The organism is Streptomyces roseicoloratus, assembly GCF_004117935.1.
Classification (GTDB): Bacteria; Actinomycetota; Actinomycetes; order Streptomycetales; family Streptomycetaceae; genus Streptomyces; species Streptomyces roseicoloratus.
The window spans coordinates 99,835-118,654 of sequence record NZ_SDOY01000113.1; the positions used below are offsets into that span (position 1 = coordinate 99,835).

Genomic DNA, 18,820 nt, shown 5'->3' on the forward strand with positions numbered 1-18,820 from the left:
TGACGGACCCGTCGCCCGCGCACACCCCCGCGTCGCCCCCGCACGCGCGTGCGGGGGCGAGGTCGGGCGACCACCCGGCCGGCGGTCAGACCGGGACCGTCCCGTCCTCCGCGGCCAGCCGCAACGTCACCGCGCCGCCCGTCGGGTCCGCGTCCACCGCCCAATGCGCCGGGTGCCGCAGCGAGCGGTGCGGTTCGAGCAGCGCCGGGACGCGGCACTCGTACAGGAGCCGGTCGCCCTGGCGGACGGTCAGGAGCGGGGCCGGGAGCCGTTCGGCGGGGCGCAGCAGCACCGTGGGCGCGGGCCCGGCGGCCGGACCGACGGGGAGGCGGCCGGGGGACAGATGACGCAGAGCGCCCTCGGCGCGCAGGGGGACGCCGGGGCCGGGCCAGGGCGCGCCCGCCAGGTGTGCGTGGACGGCGTCCGCCACCGTCCGGCCCTCGGCCGCCGCGACCACCGCGGGCTCGACGCCCCGCAGCAGGTTGCCCGCCGCGAACACGCCCGGCACCGAGGTGCGCAGCCCCGGATCGACGGACGGGCCGCGGGTGCCCGGGTCCAGCGGCACGCCGCCGGAGCGGGCCAGCTCGTGGTCCGGCAGCCAGTCGCCGGTGAACACCAGCGTGTCGCAGCGCAGCAGACCCGTGCGACCGTCCGCGCCGCGCACCACGACGCCCGACAGCCGCCCCCGGCCCACGAGTTCGACGACCGTCGCCCCGCGCAGCACGGGTCCGCCGCCGAGCCGCGGCCCGTACGGCCGGTCGGCGACGGTCGCGACCACCGTGACCCCGGCCCCGCGCAGTGTTCGGGCCGCGTGCCGGGCGACCGGGTCGGAGCCGACGACGACCGCACGCCGTCCGATCCGCCCACCGCGCAGCCCGAACAGCTCGACGGACTGCTGGAGTTCACCGGTGCTCAGCACCCCTGCGGGCCGCGTGCCCGGCACCAGGCGGGCACTGCGCGGCCGTTCCCGCGCACCGGTCGCGAGCACCACCGCGCGGGCGGTGATCCGCTCGGGCCCGGTCGGCGCCGTCACCTCCACGGTGAGCGGCCCCGCCCAGCCCGTCGCGCCCGCCCCGGTCCGTACCGCCGCTCCGGCCCGGACCGCCGCGCGCACCGCACGGCGGGCGAACACCGGGCCGGTGAAGCCGCCGAATCCGCCGCGCCCGCAGTGCCGCGGCACCCCGCCCGCCGCCCGGTCCCGTTCCAGCACCTCGACCCGGCCCGCTCCGGCCACCGCGAGCCGCGCGGCGGCGGCGAGCCCGGCCGGTCCGCCGCCGACCACCAGCACGTCGACCGCACGCTCCAGGCGACCGCCGGACGGGTCGGCGCCTCCGGGAACCCCGGGACCGTCGCTCATCGCACGCCCTCCTCGAACAGCGAACGGACGGCCGCCCCGCAGGAGAAGCCCTGACAGCGCCCCGCCCTGGCCCGGGTCCTGCGGCGCAGCCCGTCCAGCGACGCGGGCGGCACGGTGGAGGCGAGCGCGTCACGGATCTCGCCCAGGGTCACCCGCTCGCAGTGGCAGACGATCGTGCCGTACGCGGGGTCGCGGGCGATGAGGCCGGCGTCGCGGTACGGGCGGGGGAAGGCCTCGCCGAGGTTCGGCATGCGCACCGGCGCCAACGGCCGTTCGGGGCCGAGCTCCAGGCCCGCGCCGGCGAGCAGCTCCACCGTGTGCCGGCCGAGCGCCAGGGAGGCGGTGAGGCCGGTGGAGCGGATGCCGCCGACGGTGACGTACCGCAGTTCGGGGTGGGCGGCGACGCGGTAGTCCTCGGCCCCGGTCGCGGCCCGCAGCCCCGCGTAGACGGCGGTGACCTCCTCGTCGAGGAGCCCGGGCAGGATCCGGCGGCCCTGGGCCCGCAGCGCCGCGAGCCCTTCGGCGGTCGAGCCGGTCGCGGCCTTGTCCGTGAGGTCCTCGGCGGTCGGCCCGAGCATCACGTTGCCGTACACGGTCGGCGCGATCAGCACGCCCTTGCCGAGCGCGCCGGGCACCGGCAGCAGGATGTGCCGGACCAGCTCGCGGGCGAACTTGTCGAAGACGACGAGCTGACCGCGGCGCGGGGTGACCGTGAAGTCCTTCCGCCCGAGCAGCGCGTCGAAGGCGTCCGCGTACAGCCCGCAGGCGTTGACCAGGAAGCGGGTGCGCAGCACGCCGCGCCGTGTGACGAGCCGGTGCGGCTCCGCGGCGCCGCCGGGCCGCACCTCCTCCACCGGGCAGTCCAGATGGAGGTCGACGCCGGAGCGCACGGCCTGGGTGGCGTACGCGAGCGGCGTGGTCCAGGGGCAGACGATCGCCTCGTCGGGCACCTCCAGGGCGCCGAGCGCTCCGGGGCCGAGACACGGCTCGCGGGCGTAGAGCTCGGCGGCGGAGAGCGGGCGGGTGCGGTGGTAGCCGTTGCGCCGGGCCTTGTCGGCGAGCCGGGGCAGGGCGGCCAGCTGCTCCTCGTCCCAGGCGACCAGCAGGGCGCCCACGCGCTCGACCGGAATGCCGGTCTCCTCGGCGTACGCGGCGAGCAGCCGCCCGCCCTCGCGGACCATCCGGGACTCCAGGGTGCCGGGGACGGCGTCGAAACCCGTGTGCAGGATCGCGGTGTTGGCCTTGGAGCTGCCCTCGCCGATGTCGCCGGAGGCCTCGACGAGCGCGACCCGCAACGGGTGGCGCGCCAGTTCGCGGGCGATCGCGCAGCCCACCACCCCCGCGCCGACCACGACGACGTCGTACGCCCCGCCGGGCGCCGGGGTGTCCGGCGGGACGCCGCGGCGGGTGACGCTCACGGGGCGCCGTCGCCGGCGGCGAGGAGGGCCGCCACGGCCGTACGGAAGCGGCCGAGCCGCTCCGCCGCCTCGTCGGCGGTGATGCGCGGCTCGTACACGGCCGACGGCTTCCACTCCGGCACGGCCTCGCGGACGGCCAGGCCGGGCGTGTGTCCGAGCCGGGCGACGGCGGCGACGCCGAGTGCGGTGGCGTCGGGCAGCGCGGAGACCTCGACCGGGCGCTGGAGGAGGTCGGCCTGGGTCTGCATGAGCAGCGCGGAACGGGTCAGTCCGCCGTCGACCCGCAGGGTGGTCAGCGGTGTCCCCAGGTCCGCTGCGGCGGCTGCGGCGAGTTCGGCGACCTGGGCGGCGATGCCCTCGCACAGCGCGCGGACCAGTTGGCCGGGACCGGTGTCGAGGCCGAGCCCGGTGACCGCGCCGCGCACGTCGCCGCGCCACCAGGGCGCCGCGAGTCCGGCGAGGGCCGGGACGAAGGTGACGCCGCCGGCGTCCGGGACGGCGCCGCCGACCGGATCGAGTTCCCCGGGTCCGGCGATCACGCCGAGGTCGGTGAGCCAGCGCACGGCGGACGCGGCCGTGTACACCTGCCCGTCGAGGCAGTAGCTGCTGCGCCCGCCGAGCCGCCAGGCGACACAGGCGACGAGTCCGGAGTCGCCCCGGCGCGGCGCGGGCCCGGTCTGGGCGAGGAGGAAGGCGCCGGTGCCGTAGGTGCACTTGGCGGCGCCGGGCGCGGTGACGTCCTGGGCGAGGAGCGCGGCCTGCTGGTCGACGAGGAGTCCGGTGAGCGGCAGCGGCGGGCCGAAGGCGGTGGTGGTGCCGACCGGTGTGTCGCAGTCCACCACCCGTGGCAGCGGCTCGCCGCCGAGGCCGTAGGCGTCGAGCGCGGCATCGGACCAGGCGACGGCGTCGAGGTCGAGCAGTCCGGTGCGGCCGGCGGTGGCGGCGTCGGTGACGAAGGCACGCGTGAGCCGGTGCACGAGCCAGGCGTCGCTGGTGGTGACCACGCCCGCGCCGGTGAGGTGGCGGCGGATCCAAGCCATCTTCGGGGCGGCGAAGTAGGGATCGAGCGGCAATCCGGTGATCCGTGTCAACTCCTGGGCACGGGGGGCGAGTTCGGAGCAGATCGCGGCGGCTCTGCGATCCTGCCAGACGAGGGCGTCGGTGAGCGGCTCGCCGGTCGCGGGATCCCAGGCGAGCACGGTCTCGCCCTGGTTGGCCAGACCGACGGCGACGACCGGTTCCCCGGCCTCGGCGAGCGCGGCGCGACCCGCCGTGACGACGGAGTCGTACAGCTCACGGGGGTCGACCTCGACGAGGCCGCCGGGCAGGGCGCGCGGGCGGACCGGGGCGAAACCGGTGCCGAGCACTCCGCGTTCGGGGCAGACGACGAGGGCCTTGGTGCCCGATGTGCCCTGGTCGACGGCGAGTACCGGGCCCGTCATGTGTGCGACTCCCTGCCGTTCATGGGTTCCTGGTGGTCCTTGATCGCGTTCCTGGCGTGGAACGGGTCAGCCTGATGCAGCGGGGGCGTCACGTCAAGGCGCCGGAGGCGAGGCCGTCAGGTCCGAACCCACTGATGACGTGATGTCAAATTCGGTCGTTGGCCGGATAGTTGCGGTCACAGAGAAAAGTGGATCGATCACATCCGGCAACCTCTATAGTGATCGCCGATCAACGGCCGGGACAGCCGGGACACCCCAGGGGACTGACCACCCCCTCCGCCCACCGCACCGAGGAATCATGTCGCCCACTTCCCGCCCCGCCACCTGATGGCCGGGCACGGCTTCCGGCCCGTCTACCATCCGGCCGGCCATGACCACGCCCTGCGCGGCGCCGTGCAGGAGCTGCGCACCGGCCGCTGGGTGGCGATGGCCCGCGTGCTCGACGAGACGGCCGGCTGGCCGGCCTGGACCCGGCGCACCCAGGTCCTCGCCGCCGTCGCCGCCGGCACCGACGTCGTCGCGACCTGGCGCACCGAGGAACCCGACTCCGCCGCGGCGGCCGTCATGCACGCGCGGGTGGCCGTCGAACGGGCCGTGCGCGCCCACCGCGGCGCCCATGCCCGCACCCGCGAACTCTGGCAGGAGGCCTGGACCGCCTGCCTCGACGCCGTCGACCGCGCCCCGGCCGACCCCGTCCCCTGGGTCTGCCGGCTCGCGCTCTCCGTGCTCGACGCCCAGCAGCGCATGGAGGAACACCGGCTCCCGCCGCCCGCGCCGATGCTGCCGCCCGGCCCCTGGGGACTGCTCGCCGAGGCCGAGAAGCGCGACCCGTACAACCGCGAGGCGCACCACCGGATGCTGCAGTTCGTGTACGCCCGGCGGCCGGGACCCCTCTCCGAGGCCGTCAACTACGCCCAGTGGGCCGCCTCCTCGGCCCCCGTCGGCTCCGCCTTACACGCCCTGCCGCTGTATGTGAGGGTCGAGCGCTACCGTCGCGACCGCGGCCACGAACGCGCCCTCGACCTGCACTGGGTCGCCGAGGACGCGGTCCGCGACGCCGACCGGGCCATGGACGCCTGGTTCCTGTTCAGCGCCACCGACGAGGCCAGTCTGCTCGACCTCAACCACCTGGCCCACGCCCTCTACGGCGCGCTGAAGTTCTCCGACGCCGCCCGGGTGTTCGAAGCCCTGGGTCCGTACTGGACCCCCCAGCCCTGGTCGTACCGCACCGACCGCCCCGAGGAGCGCGAACCGGCCGAGGAGGTCTTCCAGCGGGCGCGGGCCCGCTGCCTCGGTGGCCCCGGATCCCGCGGCGGCCCCTGACGCCGTCGGGCCCTCCCGAGCCCGCGCCCCCGCGCGGTGCACGCGCCCCGCCCCGCGGCGCGACCCACGCGCCCCCGCGGCGCGACCCGCACGCCCCCCCCGCTCCCCGTCGTATCCCCGTACGGCGCAGTCCGTCCCCTTCCCCCGGAGGAACGCATGTCCCGCACCGCTCCCACCGACGCGATACGCAAGCCGCCACCGGCCGCGAGGGACGAGGAGGCCCGGCTCAGAGAGCTCGGCTACCAGCCCGTCCTCGCCCGCCGGATGGGCGGCTTCGGCAACTTCGCGATCAGCTTCTCGGTCATCTCCATCCTGTCCGGCTGCATGACCCTGTACGGCTTCGGGCTCGGGACCGGCGGACCGGCCGTCATGATGTGGGGCTGGGCGGGCGTCGGCCTGTTCGTGCTGTGCGTCGGCCTCGCGCTCGCCGAGGTCACCAGCGCCTACCCGACCTCCGGAGCGCTGTACTACATGGCCGACCGGCTCGGCGGCCGTCGCTGGGGCTGGTACACCGGCTGGCTGAACCTGCTCGGTCTGCTCGGTGCCATCGCCGGAATCGACTACGGCGCCGCCCTGTTCACCGGCGCCTTCCTCAACCTCCAGTGGGGCATCGAGCCCACGGCCCAGTCCACCTTCCTGATCTTCCTGGCGATCCTGCTGCTGCACGCCGTGCTCAACCTCAACGGGGTCCGGCTGGTCAGCCTGCTCAACTCGGTCAGCGTCTGGTGGCACCTGGGCGGCGTGGCCCTCATCGTCGGCGCGCTCGTGATCGTCCCCGACCAGCACCAGTCCGCGAGCTTCGTCTTCACCGAGTTCGTCAACGACACCGGCTGGGCGAACCCGTTCTACGTGGCCGCCATCGGCCTGCTGCTCGCGCAGTACACCTTCTCCGGGTACGACGCCTCCGCCCACCTCTCGGAGGAGACCGCCAACGCCTCCGTGGCCGCCGCCAAGGGCATCGTCCGCGCCATCTGGGTGTCCTGGATCGCGGGCTTCGTGCTGCTCGCGGGGCTCACCTTCGCCATCCAGGACTACGCGGGCACCCAGAACACGGCCACCGGCGTGCCGCCCGCCCAGATCCTCCTGGACGCGCTCGGCGAGGGTGGCGCCAAGGCCCTGCTGCTCGTGGTGATCGTGGCCCAGCTCTTCTGCGGCAACGCCGAGGTCGCCGCCGCCAGCCGGATGGTCTTCGCGTTCAGTCGCGACAACGCCCTGCCGGGTTCCTCGGTATGGCGCCGGGTCAGCAGCCGCACCCACACGCCGGTGCCCGCCGTGTGGCTCTCGGTCGTGGTCGCCGCACTGCTCGCGCTGCCGTCGCTGTACTCGGCCACCGCCTACGGCGCCGTCACCGCGATCAACGTCATCGGCATCACCCCGGCCTACGCCATCCCGATCCTGCTGCGCCTGCGCGCGGGCCGGAAGTTCACGCCCGGCCCCTGGAACCTGGGCCGCTGGAGCAAGCCGATCGGCTGGACCGCGGTCGTCTGGGTCGCGCTCGTCACGGTGCTGTTCTGCCTGCCGCAGAGCTCCCCGGTCACCGTCGACACCATGAACTACGCGGTGATCGCGCTGGTCGTCGTGCTCCTGCTGGCCAGCGTCTGGTGGTACGTCGCCCGCCGCTCGTACGGCACGCCGCAGACGTACGGCAACGCCCGCGAGGAGGCGGAGATCGCCGAGGGCATCGTCTGAGAGGAGCGGGCGGCGTGGGCCCCGGCGGAGGCCCGCGCCGTCCCGGGGCCGGAGCGCGGCTCAGCCGCCGAACTCGTAGGTCCAGGCCCCCGTCCGGGCCGCGAAGTCGATGTCCGTGATCTCCAGGACGTGCCCGTGCTGGTCGCTCACCACCCGGTGGACGCAGAGCCGGGCGGCGTCGGCCCCGCCCGGCCCGTCCGTCCCCGGTGTCCCGTCCGCCGCGCCCGTCCGCGGCGGGTGGGGCGGGACGCCGATCGACTCCCGGTGGGTGGTGCGCAGTCCGGCCTGGTGCATCCAGTGGTAGAGCAGCCGCAGGTCCGGCTGCCCGGACCGTTCGGCGCGCCGACGGTAGCGGCCGAGCTGCGGGATCTCCGCGAGCGCGGCCCGGGAGAACCAGGTGACCGAGCGTTGCAGGCACTCGCCCGCCGGGGCCAGCACCACATGGCGGTGGACCAGCGTGGGCTCGCCGGGCGCCAGGGCCATCCGGCCGGCCGGCGCCACCGGCGGCGCCTCCCAGGACAGCGTGGCGCGCACCAGCGAGTCGGTGACCCTGGGCCCGCCCGGGAAGGTGCGCCGGCACGGGGTGGCGGCCGTGACGGCGGACCGCTGGTCGTGGGCGGCGTCGGCGGCGAAGGTGCCGCGCCGGTCCGTCACCACGAGCCGTTCGTCGCGCAGGAGTTGGAGCGCGCTGCGGACGGTCTGCCGGTTGACGTGGTAGCGGTGGGCGAGCAGGCGTTCGGAAGGAAGCCGGCTGCCGGGGGAGATGCGGCGCTGGGCGAGGTCGTCCCGCAGTGCGCGGGCCACCCGGAGGTAGAGCGGAAGCGCCGCCGTCGTCCCGTGCTCGGGAACGGGCTCGGCCATGTCTCGGACCCTCTCTGTCGTGCGTGGTTCCGTCATGCTGCGTCGTGCATGGTTCAACCATTGCTCGGTGTGACCACCCGAGTCGCGTGGGTGATCAATTCCTATCATTGGTCTAAACCATTCTGGAAGTCCCGGCCACGAGAGTGGCCGAAAGGCGCGCCGCGCCGTGTAATGGATCGCACCGGAGCAGTGCCGACGGTCGCCGACGGTCGCCGACGGCGGCGCGGGGAGAGGCTGGTGAGGCCGAATGGCGACACCGTCCGAACGGGCGGAGCGAGGCAAGGCCGCCCGCAAGCGCGCCCCGCGCTCCTCGCACGGCCGCTGGATACCCTCCTCCCAGCGCCCCGACCCGGTCGCTGTCCTGGAACGGCAGTCCGTCGACCGGCTGCCCGATCTCGTGCCCATCCGCTACGGCAGGATGGCGGTCTCCCCGTTCGCCTTCCTGCGCGGCGCCGCCGCCGTCATGGCCGCCGACCTCGCCGCGCAGCGGCACACCGGACTCACCGTCCAGCTCTGCGGCGACGCCCACCTCCTCAACTTCGGCGTCTACGCCTCACCCGAACGGACGCTTCTCTTCGACGTCAACGACTTCGACGAGACCCTGCAGGGGCCCTTCGAGTGGGACGTGAAGCGCCTCGCCGCCTCCGTCGCCGTGGCCGCCCTGCAGAACGGCACCACCAAGGCCAAGGCCCACCGCGCCGCGCAGGTCACCGTGGAGTCCTACCGGCTCGCCATGCGCGGACTGGCCGCGCGCGGTGAGCTCGAGGTCTGGTACGAGCGGATCGCCGAGGACGACCTGATGGCGCTGGCGCACGGCGCCGCGAGCCGCGGCCGGCTGCAGGAACGGCTCGCCCGCGCCCGCCGCCGCACCAGCCTCCAGGCCCTCGGCAAGCTCACCGTGAAGGACGGCACGGGCCGCCACATCGTCGACGACCCACCGCTCCTGGAACGCGTCACCGACGTCGACCGGGTCACCCTGGGCAAGATCTTCAGCGACTACCGCAGCTCCCTCGCCGAGGAACGCCGACTGCTGCTCGACCGCTTCCGCTTCGTCGACGCCGCCCGCAAGGTCGTCGGCGTCGGCAGCGTCGGCACCCGCTGCTTCGTCCTGCTCCTGGAGGGCCGCGACGACGGCGACCCGCTCTTCCTCCAGATCAAGGAAGCGAGCGCGTCCGTCCTGGAACAGCATCTGGGGCCGAGCCCCCACACCCACCACGGCCACCGGGTCGTCAGCGGGCAGCGGCTCACCCAGGCCGCCGGCGACATCTTCCTCGGCTGGATGACCGGACCCGAGCAACGCCACTTCTACTGGCGCCAGTTGCGCGACATGAAGGGCTCCGCCGAGGTCGAGACCATGTCGCCGTCCGTGCTCCGCGACTACGCGCGGCTGTGCGGGCGGGCCCTCGCCCGGGCCCACGCCCGCTCCGGCGACCGGATCGCGATCGCCGCCTACCTCGGCGGCTCCGACGTCTTCGACCGGGCCACCGCCGACTTCGCGCTGCGCTACGCCGGCCAGAACGCCGACGACTACGCGGCACTCGGTGCCGCCATCGCGGCCGGAGTCGTGACGGCGGCCCCGGGAGTCTGAGCACACGTGACGGCGGCCCCGGGAGCCCGGGAACTCGAGGCCGCGGCCCCGGGCGTCCGGCCGCCGGGGCCGCCGCACTCCGTCATCTGCCATCTCCGGCCGCCGGGGCCGCCGCGCCCCGTCACGTGCGTGCCGGCGCCGGTCAGGTCTCCTGGCGCCGCATCGGCGGACCGGCCGGCGTCTCCGGCACCGGGTCGAACAGCGCCGCACGCACCACCGCCGGGGCGAACACCGCCGTCAGCGGGGCGGTCAGGTGCAGGGCCGAGCGGAACGCCGGACCGACCACCGGGTGGGCCGCGCCCCGCAGCGCCACCCGGCCGAGGTACCAGCCGGTCACCTTGTCGAGGGCCCCGGTACGGGCCGCGTCACCCCTCGCGCCCGGCATCGTCCTGTCGGCGCCCGCCGAGATGTCCCAGGCCTGCTGCGACGCGGCGAGCAGCGCCTTCTGCACCCGCCGGGTGGTCGGCACGCGCCGGGTGTCCGCGAGCGCCCCGCGCAGCGCGAGCGCGGTCAGCGCGGCGACCGCCATGCCCTGCCCGTAGATCGGGTTGAACGCGCACAGCGCGTCACCGGTCGCGAGGAAACCGGCGGGGCGGCGGCCCGGACGGTCGTAGCGGCGGCGGATGTTGGCCGTCTTGCGGAAGCCGTACACGGGTGTCAGCGGCTCGGCCTTGGCGATCCAGTCGGCCACGACCGGGTGCGGCAGCCGGCGCGCGAAGTCCTCGAACAGCTTCTCGTCCGTGGGCGGTTCGTCGCCGCGCAGGCCGGCGAGGGTGACCACGTGCCGGCCGTCGCCCAGCGGCAGGATCACGCCGCTGTACACCTGGGCCGGGTTGGGCACGATGTAGTAGCCGCGGGCGTCGGTGGACGGATCCTCGGCGGGGGAGCGGAACAGCCGCGTGCCGTACGCCAGGCCCGTGTCGATGGTCTCCTCGTGCGCGGCCTCGGCCCCGATCCCGGCCAGCCAGTCCGCCGCGCGGGTCGAGCGGCCCGAGGCGTCCACGACCAGATCGGCCTCCAGCGGGTACGGCTCCTTCGGCGCGCCCGCGCCGCGCTCGCGCAGGAGCACTCCCCGCACCCGGGTGGAGTCGCCGAGCAGGCCGACCGCCTCGGTGCCCTCGATCCGCTCGATCCGCGGATCGGCGAACACCCGCTCGCGCACCAGCCAGTCGAGCTGGTCGCGCGGACCGGCGTAGAAGTGCACGGTGGGCTCGGTACGGGCGTACCACTGCCCGTTCTGCCACTGCACCATGTCCCGCGGCACGCCCAGCTTCGGCGCGCCCAGTCCGTGCAGTTCGGTCGTGAAGCCGGGCAGCAGCTCGTCGAACGCCCGCTGCCCGCCCTCGATCAGCACGTGGAGGTGACGGCTCTGCGGGACACCGGGGCGGTACTCCGGCTCCTGCGGATAGCGGTCGCGCTCGACGACGGTGACCCGCTCGGCGTGCTCGCTCAGCACCCGTGCGGCCAGCAGACCCGCGAGACTCCCCCCGACGACCACCGCGTGACGCGTCCTGCGGGGTCCCAACTCGTCGGCCATCCTCGCCCTTTCGCCTAGGGTTCGCGGAACCGCCGCGGGCCGCGGGGGCCCGGACGGTCCAGGACTGACCAGTATCCACCGTGGCGACGCCGGCTCGCCGTGTTCGCGCCCGGCACCCACTGTTATCAGCCGTCTCCGGGCCCGCCGGCCTCCCGGAGTTCGCCGGCCTCCCCGGGCTCGCCGGCCTCCCCGGGCTCGCCGGCTTCCCCGGGCTCGCCGGCCTCCCCGAGTCCGCCCGCCTCCCCGAGTTCGGCGATCGCCTGGGTCAGCCAGTGCACCCAGAAGCGCTCCAGCTCGATCCCGCCCCGCAGCACCAGGTGCCGCAGCCGGTCCGCCTCCGCGGAGCGGCGGTCCGGCGGGAAGTCGCGGGCCTCGATCTCCAGGTACTCGTCCAACTGCCGCTGGTGCAGGCCCAGATGGCGCTCCAGTTCGTCCCGCAGGCCGGTGCCGCCGACCACGGCGGCGGCCCGCATCCGCAACAGCAGGGCCGAGCGCATCGGCTTGGGGTCCTCGGCGGTGTCCACCCAGGCCGCGAGTTCGGCGCGGCCCGCCGGAAGCACCTCGTACTCCTTCTTCTGCCCGCGCGCGGGGACGGCGGACGGCAGTGCCCGGATGTAGCCCGCCTGTTCCAGCTTGCCGAGCTCCCGGTAGATCTGCTGGTGCGTGGCCGACCAGAAATAGCCGATCGACCGGTCGAAGCGGCGGGTCAGCCCGAGGCCGGAGGTCGGCTTCTCGACCAGCGCCGTCAGGATCGCGTGCGGGAGGGACATGGGCGCATCCTAAGCAGCCGGGTGGACGGTCCGGGCGGCGCGCGGTGGGTGGGCGCGCGCCGCCCACCGCGTCACAGGGCGGCGGCGAGCCGCGTGCCCTGGTCGATCGCGCGCTTGGCGTCCAGCTCGGCGGCGACGTCGGCCCCGCCGATCAGGTGCGCGGACCGGCCCGCGGCGATCAGCTCCTCGTACAGCCCGCGGCGCGGCTCCTGGCCGGTGCACAGGACCACCGTGTCGACCGGGACGAGCTGCGGCTCGCCGTCGACGGTGATGTGCAGGCCCTCGTCGTCGATCCGCTCGTACGAGGCGCCGGCGACCATCGTGACGCCGCGGTGCTTGAGCTCGGTGCGGTGGATCCAGCCGGTGGTCTTGCCGAGGCCCGCGCCGACCTTGGTCGTCTTGCGCTGGAGCAGGTGGACCTGGCGCGGCGGCCGCGGCCGCTCCGGCACGCGCAGTCCGCCCCGCGCCTCGTACGAGGTGTCGACGCCCCACTGGCGGAAGTACGTCTCCGGGTCCTGGCTCGCGCCCTCGCCGCCGTCGGTGAGGAACTCCGCGACGTCGAAGCCGATGCCGCCGGCGCCCAGGACGGCGACCCGCTCGCCCACGGGCACGCGGTCGCGCAGCACGTCCAGGTAGCCGACCACGCTCGGGTGGTCGACGCCCTCGATCCCGGGGACGCGGGGGGTCACGCCGGTGGCGACGACGACCTCGTCGTAGCCGTCGAGGTCGGCCGCGGAGACGAGGGTGTTCAGACGGACGTCGACGCCGCGCTCGGCGAGCTGGACGCGGAAGTAGCGGAGGGTCTCGTCGAACTCCTCCTTGCCCGGTACCTGCTTGGCCACGTTCAGCTGGCCGCCGATCTCGGCGGCGGCGTCGAACAGCGTGACCGTGTGGCCGCGTTCGGCCGCCGAGACCGCGCAGGCGAGTCCGGCCGGGCCCGCGCCGACGACGGCGATCCGCTTGGCGAGCCGGGTCGGGGAGAGGACCAGCTCGGTCTCGTGGCAGGCCCGCGGGTTCACCAGACAGGAGGTGATCTTCAGGCTGAAGGTGTGGTCGAGGCAGGCCTGGTTGCAGCCGATGCAGGTGTTGATGGTCTCGGCGCGGCCGGCGGCGGCCTTGGCGACGAAGTCCGGGTCGGCGAGGAACGGGCGGGCCATCGACACCATGTCGGCGCGGCCCTCGGCGAGGATCCGCTCCGCGACCTCCGGCGTGTTGATCCGGTTGGAGGTCACGAGCGGGACCGACACCGCGCCCATCAGACGCTTGGTCACCCAGGTGTAGGCGCCGCGCGGCACGGAGGTGGCGATGGTGGGGATGCGGGCCTCGTGCCAGCCGATGCCGGTGTTGATGATGGTGGCGCCGGCCGCCTCGATCTCCTTGGCGAGCGAGACCACCTCGTCGAGCGTCGAGCCGCCCGGGACCAGGTCGAGCATGGAGAGCCGGTAGACGACGATGAAGTCCTCGCCGACGCGCTCGCGGATCCGGCGGACGATCTCCAGCGGGAAGCGGACGCGGTTCTCGTAGGAGCCGCCCCAGCGGTCGGTGCGCTGGTTGGTCGCGGCGGCGATGAACTCGTTGATGAGGTAGCCCTCGGAGCCCATCACCTCGACGCCGTCGTAGCCGGCCTCCCTGGCGAGCTCGGCGCAGCGGGCGTAGTCCTCGACGGTCTGCTCGACCTCGGCGTCGGAGAGCTCGTTCGGTACGAAGGGGCTGATCGGGGCCTTGATCGCACTGGGCGCGACCAGGGCGGGGTGGTAGGCGTACCGGCCGAAGTGGAGGATCTGCATCGCGATCCGGCCGCCCTCGGCGTGCACGGCGTCGGTGATCACGCGGTGCTCGGCGACCTCCTCGGCGGTGGTCAGCTTGGCGCCGCCGTCCCAGGGCCGGCCGGCCTCGTTGGGGGAGATGCCGCCGGTGACGATGAGGCCGACGCCGCCGCGGGCGCGCTCGGCGTAGAAGGCGGCCATCCGCTCGAAGCCGTGCTCGGCCTCCTCGAGGCCGACGTGCATGGAGCCCATGAGCACCCGGTTGGGCAGGGTCGTGAACCCGAGGTCCAGCGGGCTCAGCAGGTGCGGGTACGGGGTGTTCGGGGCCATCGGGGCGCCTCCTCGCGCGGGGTCGTCACGACTGTTGTAGACGACGCGCCGAGCCTTGTGCAACAAGTTGCATAAGGCTGGCTCCGAGATGTGCCGGACACCACAGGGCAAGCCGAGGGCCCGCGCCGCCCGGCGCGGGCCCTCGAAACCGTCTGACCGGCCCCGGCCTCCGCTCCCGTGCCGAAGCGCGGGTCCCGGGCCGGCCCGGCCGTCACTCCTTGCGGTACGCGTACGCCTCCGCGGCCGCCGCCGTCACCGCGGCGAGGTCGCCGCCGGCCGACGCCGTCACCAGGGCCGCCACCGCGCCCTCCACGAACGGGGCGTCCACCAGGCGGGCACCCTCCGGGAGCTCGTCACCCTCCGCGAGCAGGGCCTTCACCGTCAGCACCGCGCTGCCCAGGTCGACCAGGAGGGCCACACCGGCACCGCCGTCGGCGGCCTTCGCGGCCTCGGTGATCAGCTCGGCACTGGTGCCGAGACCGCCGTCCGGCGTGCCGCCCGCGGGCAGGATCGGGGCCGTGTCGGCGCCCGCGAGCCCACGGGCCAGCTCGGCGACCGAGGCGGCCACGGCCGCGCTGTGCGAGACCAGGACGATCCCGACCCGGCCGGAGGCGTCCCCGCCCGTCCGGACCGGCCCGCTCATGACGTCCCCTCCACGGCGTCCGCCGCCCCGGCCACGTCCGCGAGCGCCGCGAACAGCAGCGCCGACGACGTCGCCCCCGGGTCCTGGTGGCCCACGGACCGCTCGCCGAGATAGCTCGCCCTACCCTTGCGCGCGAGCATCGGCACGGTCGCCAGCGCTCCCGCCTCCGCCGCCTCGCGGGCCGCCGCGAACGAGTCGCCGAGCGCCTCGGCGGCCGGCCCCAGCGCGTCCAGCATCGTCTTGTCGCCCGGCCGCGCCCCGCCCAGCCGGGACACGGCGGCGACCCCGGCGGCCAGCGCCTCGGCGAGCCCGGTCCGGGAGACCCGTTCCGCGTCGCCCAGCGCCTTCCCCGTACGCCGCAGCAGCGTCCCGTACAGCGGTCCGGACGCGCCGCCCACCGTGGAGATCAGCTGTCGCCCGGCGCCCGTGAGCACCGCGCCCGGTGTGGCCGGCGGCTCCTTCTCCAGGGTCGCCGCCACGGCGGCGAAGCCGCGCTGCAGATTGGCCCCGTGGTCGGCGTCGCCGATCGCCGAGTCCAGTTCGGTCAGCCGGCCGGCCTCCCGGTCCACCGCGGCCGCGGCCGCGGTCAGCCAGTCCCGGAAGAAACCGGCGCCGTACGTCTCCGTGCTCATCGTCGCCTCACCGCCCCCAGCGCAGCGCGGGCGTGCTCACGGGCGCGTCCCACAGCCGCAGCAGGTCCTCGTCCGCCTCGCACAGCGTCACCGAGCAGCCCGCCATGTCGAGCGAGGTCACGTAGTTGCCCACCAGCGTCCGCGCGACCGGCACCCCGCGCTCGCCGAGCACCCGCTGCACCTCCGCGTTGAACCCGTAGAGTTCCAGCAACGGCGTCGCGCCCATCCCGTTCACCAGGGCGAGCACCGGCCCCTTGGGCCGCAGGTCCTGCAGGACGGCGTCGACCGCGAAGTCCGCGATCTCTCCCGAGGTCATCATCGGGCGCCGCTCGCGCCCCGGCTCCCCGTGGATGCCGATGCCCAACTCCAGCTCACCATCCGGCAGTTCGAAGGTCGGCGAGCCCTTCGCCGGCGTCGTGCACGCGCTGAGCGCGACACCGAAGCTGCGGGACCGCGCGTTCACCCGGCGGGCGATCGACTCGACCCGCTCCAGAGGCGCGCCCGCCTCGGCCGCCGCTCCGGCGATCTTCTCCACGAACAGCGTGGCCCCGGTCCCGCGCCGCCCCGCCGTGTACAGGCTGTCGGTGACGGCCACGTCGTCGTCGACGAGCACCTTGGCGACCTGGATACCCTCGTCCTCGGTGAGCTCGGCGGCCATGTCGAAGTTGAGCACGTCGCCGGTGTAGTTCTTCACCACGAACAGGACCCCGGCGCCGCTGTCCACCGCCGCGGCCGCCCGTACCATCTGGTCCGGCACGGGACTCGTGAAGATCGCCCCCGCGCACGCGCCCGCGAGCATCCCCGGCCCCACGAAACCGGCGTGCAACGGCTCGTGCCCCGACCCGCCGCCGGACACCAGGGCCACCTGCCCGGCCACCGGCGCGTCGCGCCGCAGCACGATCCGGTTCTCCACGTCCACGGTCAGCTCGGGGTGCGCGGCGGCGAACCCGCGCAGCCCGTCGTCGACCACCGTCTCCGGAACATTGATCAGCATCCTCAAGACCGTCTCCTCGTGAAGCTCGCGGATGGACCTTGCGCGGGGGAGCCGGCGGGAGATCCCTTCGGCAGTATCGGCCCTGCGGCGGCCGAGGTCACGCGGATCGGGAAGACGCACCGGCCGGAACCGGGGCCACGCGCGGGCCGTCCCGCGGGACGGCGGCGGCGGACGGTACGGAAGCCCGCTCGCGTTCGCGTCCGTGGGCCGCGCTCCCCGGCGCCGCCACGCGGCCGGGTGTCCGTGAGGCGCTCCGCGGCCCGTTCGGAGGGACGATGGGGGAAACGAGAGGCGAGTGGAGATCCGAGCCTGCGGTCCGGCCGGCGCGGGGCCGCTCCCGTGCCGGCGGGCGGAAGGGGTGCCGGGTGAGTACGTCCGATGCGTTCCGGGACGAGGTCGGCGGTTCGGGTGCGGCCCCGGCGGCCCCCGGCGGGCTCCTCGACGTGCTGAGCCTGGCCGCCGTCGTGCTGGACGACAGCGGGCGGATCGCGCTGTGGAGCGCGCAGGCCGAAGAGCTGTTCGGCTACCCCGCGGACGAGGCGCTGGGCCGGTTCGCGGGGCACCTGCTGGTCGACGAGGAGCACCTCGACCTCGTCGTCGAGCTGTTCACCCACGTGATGGAGAGCGGGCGGCGCTGGGCGGGCGGCTTCCCCGTCCGGCGCAAGGACGGCACCACGCGGATGGTGGAGTTCCGCAACATGCGGCTGGACGACGACAAGGGAGGCCGCTACGCGCTGGGCATCGCCACCGACCAGGCCACCCTGCGGCGCGTGGAACGCGACCTGGCGCTCTCCCTGCGGCTGATCTCCCAGTCGCCGATCGGCCTCGGCGTCATGGACACCGCCCTGCGGTTCGTCCTGGTCAACCCGGCCCTGGAAGGCATGAACCGCCGGCCCGGCCAGGACCCCGACCGGTCGGCGGAGGGGGAGACGCCGCCGTTTCTGCGCAGCCAGGCCGTCAGGTCGGTGATGCACGAGGTCCTGGCCACCGGAGTCCCGGCGCTCGACCGGTTCGTGGTCGGCGAGACCCCGGCCGACCCGGGCCAGGAACACGCCTGGTCGGTGTCCTTCTACCGCCTGGAGGACCCGTCCGGACGGGTCCTCGGCCTCGCCACGTCGGTCGTGGACGTCACCGGCCAGCACCGGGCGGCCGCCGACGCCGCCCGCTCGCGGCGCCGGCTCGCCCTCGTCGCCGACGCGTCGGTGAAGATCGGCACCACGCTCGACCTCCAGCAGACGGCCCGCGAGCTGGCCGACGTCTGCGTGCCCGAGACCGCCGACCTGGTCACGGTCGACGTCCTCGACAGCGTCCTGCAGGGCCTGCGCAGCCCGGGGACGCCGACCGGCCCCGCACGGTTCCGGGCACTGGCGGTGGTCGCGGCATACCCCAGCGAGGCCGTCGACGCCCCGGACCGCGTCGGTGACCTCGCCGAGTACGACGCGGACCGGCTGGTCACCCGCTGCGTGAACACCGGCCGCCCCCTCGTACGGGCGACGGTGACCCCCGAGGACCTGCGCCGCATCGCCCGGGACGACGCCTCCGCCGCCGTTCTCGCCGAGGCGGGCGTCCACTCGTACCTCGCGCTGCCGCTGATCGCCCGCGGCGAGGTGATCGGCGCGCTCGGCCTCATGCGGGCCCGGAACCCGGCACCGTTCGACGAGGACGACGTCACCCTGGCCGGGGAGCTCGCCGCCCGCGCGGCCGTGTGCATCGACAACGCCCGCTGGTTCCAGAGCCAGCGCCACGCCGCCCTCACCCTCCAGCGCAACCTGCTGCCGAACCGGCCGTCCCGGAGGCCCGGCCTCGGCATCGCCCACCGCTACGAGCCGGCGGGCGCGACCAGCGAGATCGGCGGCGACTGGTTCGACGTCATCGCCCTCCCGGCCGACAAGACCGCCCTGATCATCGGCGACGTCATGGGCAGCGGCATCGACGCGGCCGCGACCATGGGGCAGCTGCGCACCGCCACCCGTACGCTGGCCCAGCTCGACCTCGATCCGGCGCAGGTCCTCCACCACCTCGACCAGGCCACCGCCGGCATGGACCACACGTTCACCACGTGCGTCTACGCCGTCTACGACCCGCACGGCCGGCAGTGCCACATCTCGGTCGCGGGACACCTGCCGCCGGTCCTCATGCGACCGGGGCGCGCGCCGGAACTGCTCGACCTGCCGACCGGCGCCCCCCTCGGCGTGGGCGGCGTCCCCTTCCACACCACCCGGCTCGGCCTGAGCCCGGGTGACCAGCTGGTCCTCTACACGGACGGCCTGGTCGAGACCCGCGACCAGCCCCTCGACGAGCGCTTCGCCCTCCTGCTGTCCCTGCTCGCCGGCCCGCACCGCGACCTGGAGGACACCTGCGACCTCCTGCTGAGCGAACTGCGGCAGCCGGGCGACCGCGACGACGTGGCGCTGCTCATCGCCCGGATGCAGGGCGGGCAGTCCCGGGCCGGCCAGGCGGACTGACCGGC

General features: G+C 74.9%; 14 protein-coding genes. 4 read left to right on the forward strand and 10 right to left on the reverse strand.

Going from position 1 to position 18,820, the window contains the following annotated elements:
• Positions 1 to 85 precede the first annotated feature (85 nt).
• Genes ESG85_RS14630 through ESG85_RS14640 form a run of 3 tightly spaced genes read right to left on the reverse strand, consistent with a single transcriptional unit; the run spans position 86 to position 4,217 of the window.
• Positions 86 to 1,357 (reverse strand): FAD-dependent oxidoreductase, encoded by a 1,272-nt coding sequence (locus ESG85_RS14630; RefSeq protein WP_128979327.1) that lies wholly within the window; start codon positions 1,355 to 1,357, stop codon positions 86 to 88.
• The gene (locus ESG85_RS14635) at positions 1,354 to 2,775 is read right to left on the reverse strand and encodes an FAD-dependent oxidoreductase (protein ID WP_128979329.1); all 1,422 of its coding nucleotides are present in this window, start codon (positions 2,773 to 2,775) and stop codon (positions 1,354 to 1,356) included. Before ESG85_RS14635 ends, ESG85_RS14630 begins: the two co-directional genes overlap by 4 nt.
• Positions 2,772 to 4,217 carry an FGGY family carbohydrate kinase gene (locus tag ESG85_RS14640; RefSeq protein WP_128979331.1) on the reverse strand — a complete coding sequence of 482 codons (1,446 nt, stop codon included), beginning with the start codon at positions 4,215 to 4,217 and terminating at the stop codon, positions 2,772 to 2,774. Before ESG85_RS14640 ends, ESG85_RS14635 begins: the two co-directional genes overlap by 4 nt.
• A 327-nt stretch (positions 4,218 to 4,544) precedes the next feature.
• Between ESG85_RS14640 and ESG85_RS14645 the strand changes: the two genes are divergently transcribed.
• Positions 4,545 to 5,540, forward strand: coding sequence for a hypothetical protein (locus tag ESG85_RS14645; RefSeq protein ID WP_128979333.1), 996 nt, complete (start codon positions 4,545 to 4,547; stop codon positions 5,538 to 5,540).
• 156 nt (positions 5,541 to 5,696) lie between these two features.
• The gene (locus ESG85_RS14650; protein ID WP_128979335.1) at positions 5,697 to 7,229 is read left to right on the forward strand and encodes an amino acid permease; all 1,533 of its coding nucleotides are present in this window, start codon (positions 5,697 to 5,699) and stop codon (positions 7,227 to 7,229) included.
• Positions 7,230 to 7,289: 60 nt separating this feature from the next.
• On the opposite strand, the gene ESG85_RS14655 is transcribed toward ESG85_RS14650, so the two are convergent.
• Positions 7,290 to 8,090 (reverse strand): GntR family transcriptional regulator, encoded by an 801-nt coding sequence (locus tag ESG85_RS14655; RefSeq protein WP_128979337.1) that lies wholly within the window; start codon positions 8,088 to 8,090, stop codon positions 7,290 to 7,292.
• A gap of 247 nt (positions 8,091 to 8,337) precedes the next feature.
• Here ESG85_RS14655 and ESG85_RS14660 point away from each other — a divergent pair, with 247 nt between their 5' ends.
• Positions 8,338 to 9,678 (forward strand): DUF2252 domain-containing protein, encoded by a 1,341-nt coding sequence (locus tag ESG85_RS14660; protein ID WP_128979340.1) that lies wholly within the window; start codon positions 8,338 to 8,340, stop codon positions 9,676 to 9,678.
• Positions 9,679 to 9,820: 142 nt separating this feature from the next.
• On the opposite strand, the gene ESG85_RS14665 is transcribed toward ESG85_RS14660, so the two are convergent.
• From ESG85_RS14665 to dhaK, 6 genes are all read right to left on the reverse strand, one after another.
• Positions 9,821 to 11,215 carry an NAD(P)/FAD-dependent oxidoreductase gene (locus tag ESG85_RS14665; RefSeq protein ID WP_128979342.1) on the reverse strand — a complete coding sequence of 465 codons (1,395 nt, stop codon included), beginning with the start codon at positions 11,213 to 11,215 and terminating at the stop codon, positions 9,821 to 9,823.
• Between the two features lie 125 nt (positions 11,216 to 11,340).
• Positions 11,341 to 11,985, reverse strand: coding sequence for a PadR family transcriptional regulator (locus ESG85_RS14670; RefSeq protein WP_128979344.1), 645 nt, complete (start codon positions 11,983 to 11,985; stop codon positions 11,341 to 11,343).
• 71 nt (positions 11,986 to 12,056) lie between these two features.
• A complete protein-coding gene (locus ESG85_RS14675; protein ID WP_128979346.1) occupies positions 12,057 to 14,081 on the reverse strand; it encodes an NADPH-dependent 2,4-dienoyl-CoA reductase in 2,025 nt (674 codons plus the stop codon).
• A gap of 211 nt (positions 14,082 to 14,292) precedes the next feature.
• The gene (locus ESG85_RS14680; protein ID WP_128979348.1) at positions 14,293 to 14,724 is read right to left on the reverse strand and encodes a PTS-dependent dihydroxyacetone kinase phosphotransferase subunit DhaM; all 432 of its coding nucleotides are present in this window, start codon (positions 14,722 to 14,724) and stop codon (positions 14,293 to 14,295) included.
• Positions 14,721 to 15,356 carry a dihydroxyacetone kinase subunit DhaL gene (dhaL, locus tag ESG85_RS14685; RefSeq protein ID WP_128979350.1) on the reverse strand — a complete coding sequence of 212 codons (636 nt, stop codon included), beginning with the start codon at positions 15,354 to 15,356 and terminating at the stop codon, positions 14,721 to 14,723. Before dhaL ends, ESG85_RS14680 begins: the two co-directional genes overlap by 4 nt.
• Positions 15,357 to 15,363: 7 nt before the next feature.
• Positions 15,364 to 16,356, reverse strand: a complete 993-nt coding sequence (gene dhaK, locus ESG85_RS14690; protein ID WP_128979352.1) for a dihydroxyacetone kinase subunit DhaK — start codon at positions 16,354 to 16,356, stop codon at positions 15,364 to 15,366.
• Positions 16,357 to 16,715: 359 nt separating this feature from the next.
• Here dhaK and ESG85_RS14695 point away from each other — a divergent pair, with 359 nt between their 5' ends.
• Entirely contained in the window at positions 16,716 to 18,815 is a 2,100-nt protein-coding gene (locus tag ESG85_RS14695) for a SpoIIE family protein phosphatase (protein ID WP_246095029.1), read from the forward strand.
• Positions 18,816 to 18,820: the final 5 nt, after the last annotated feature.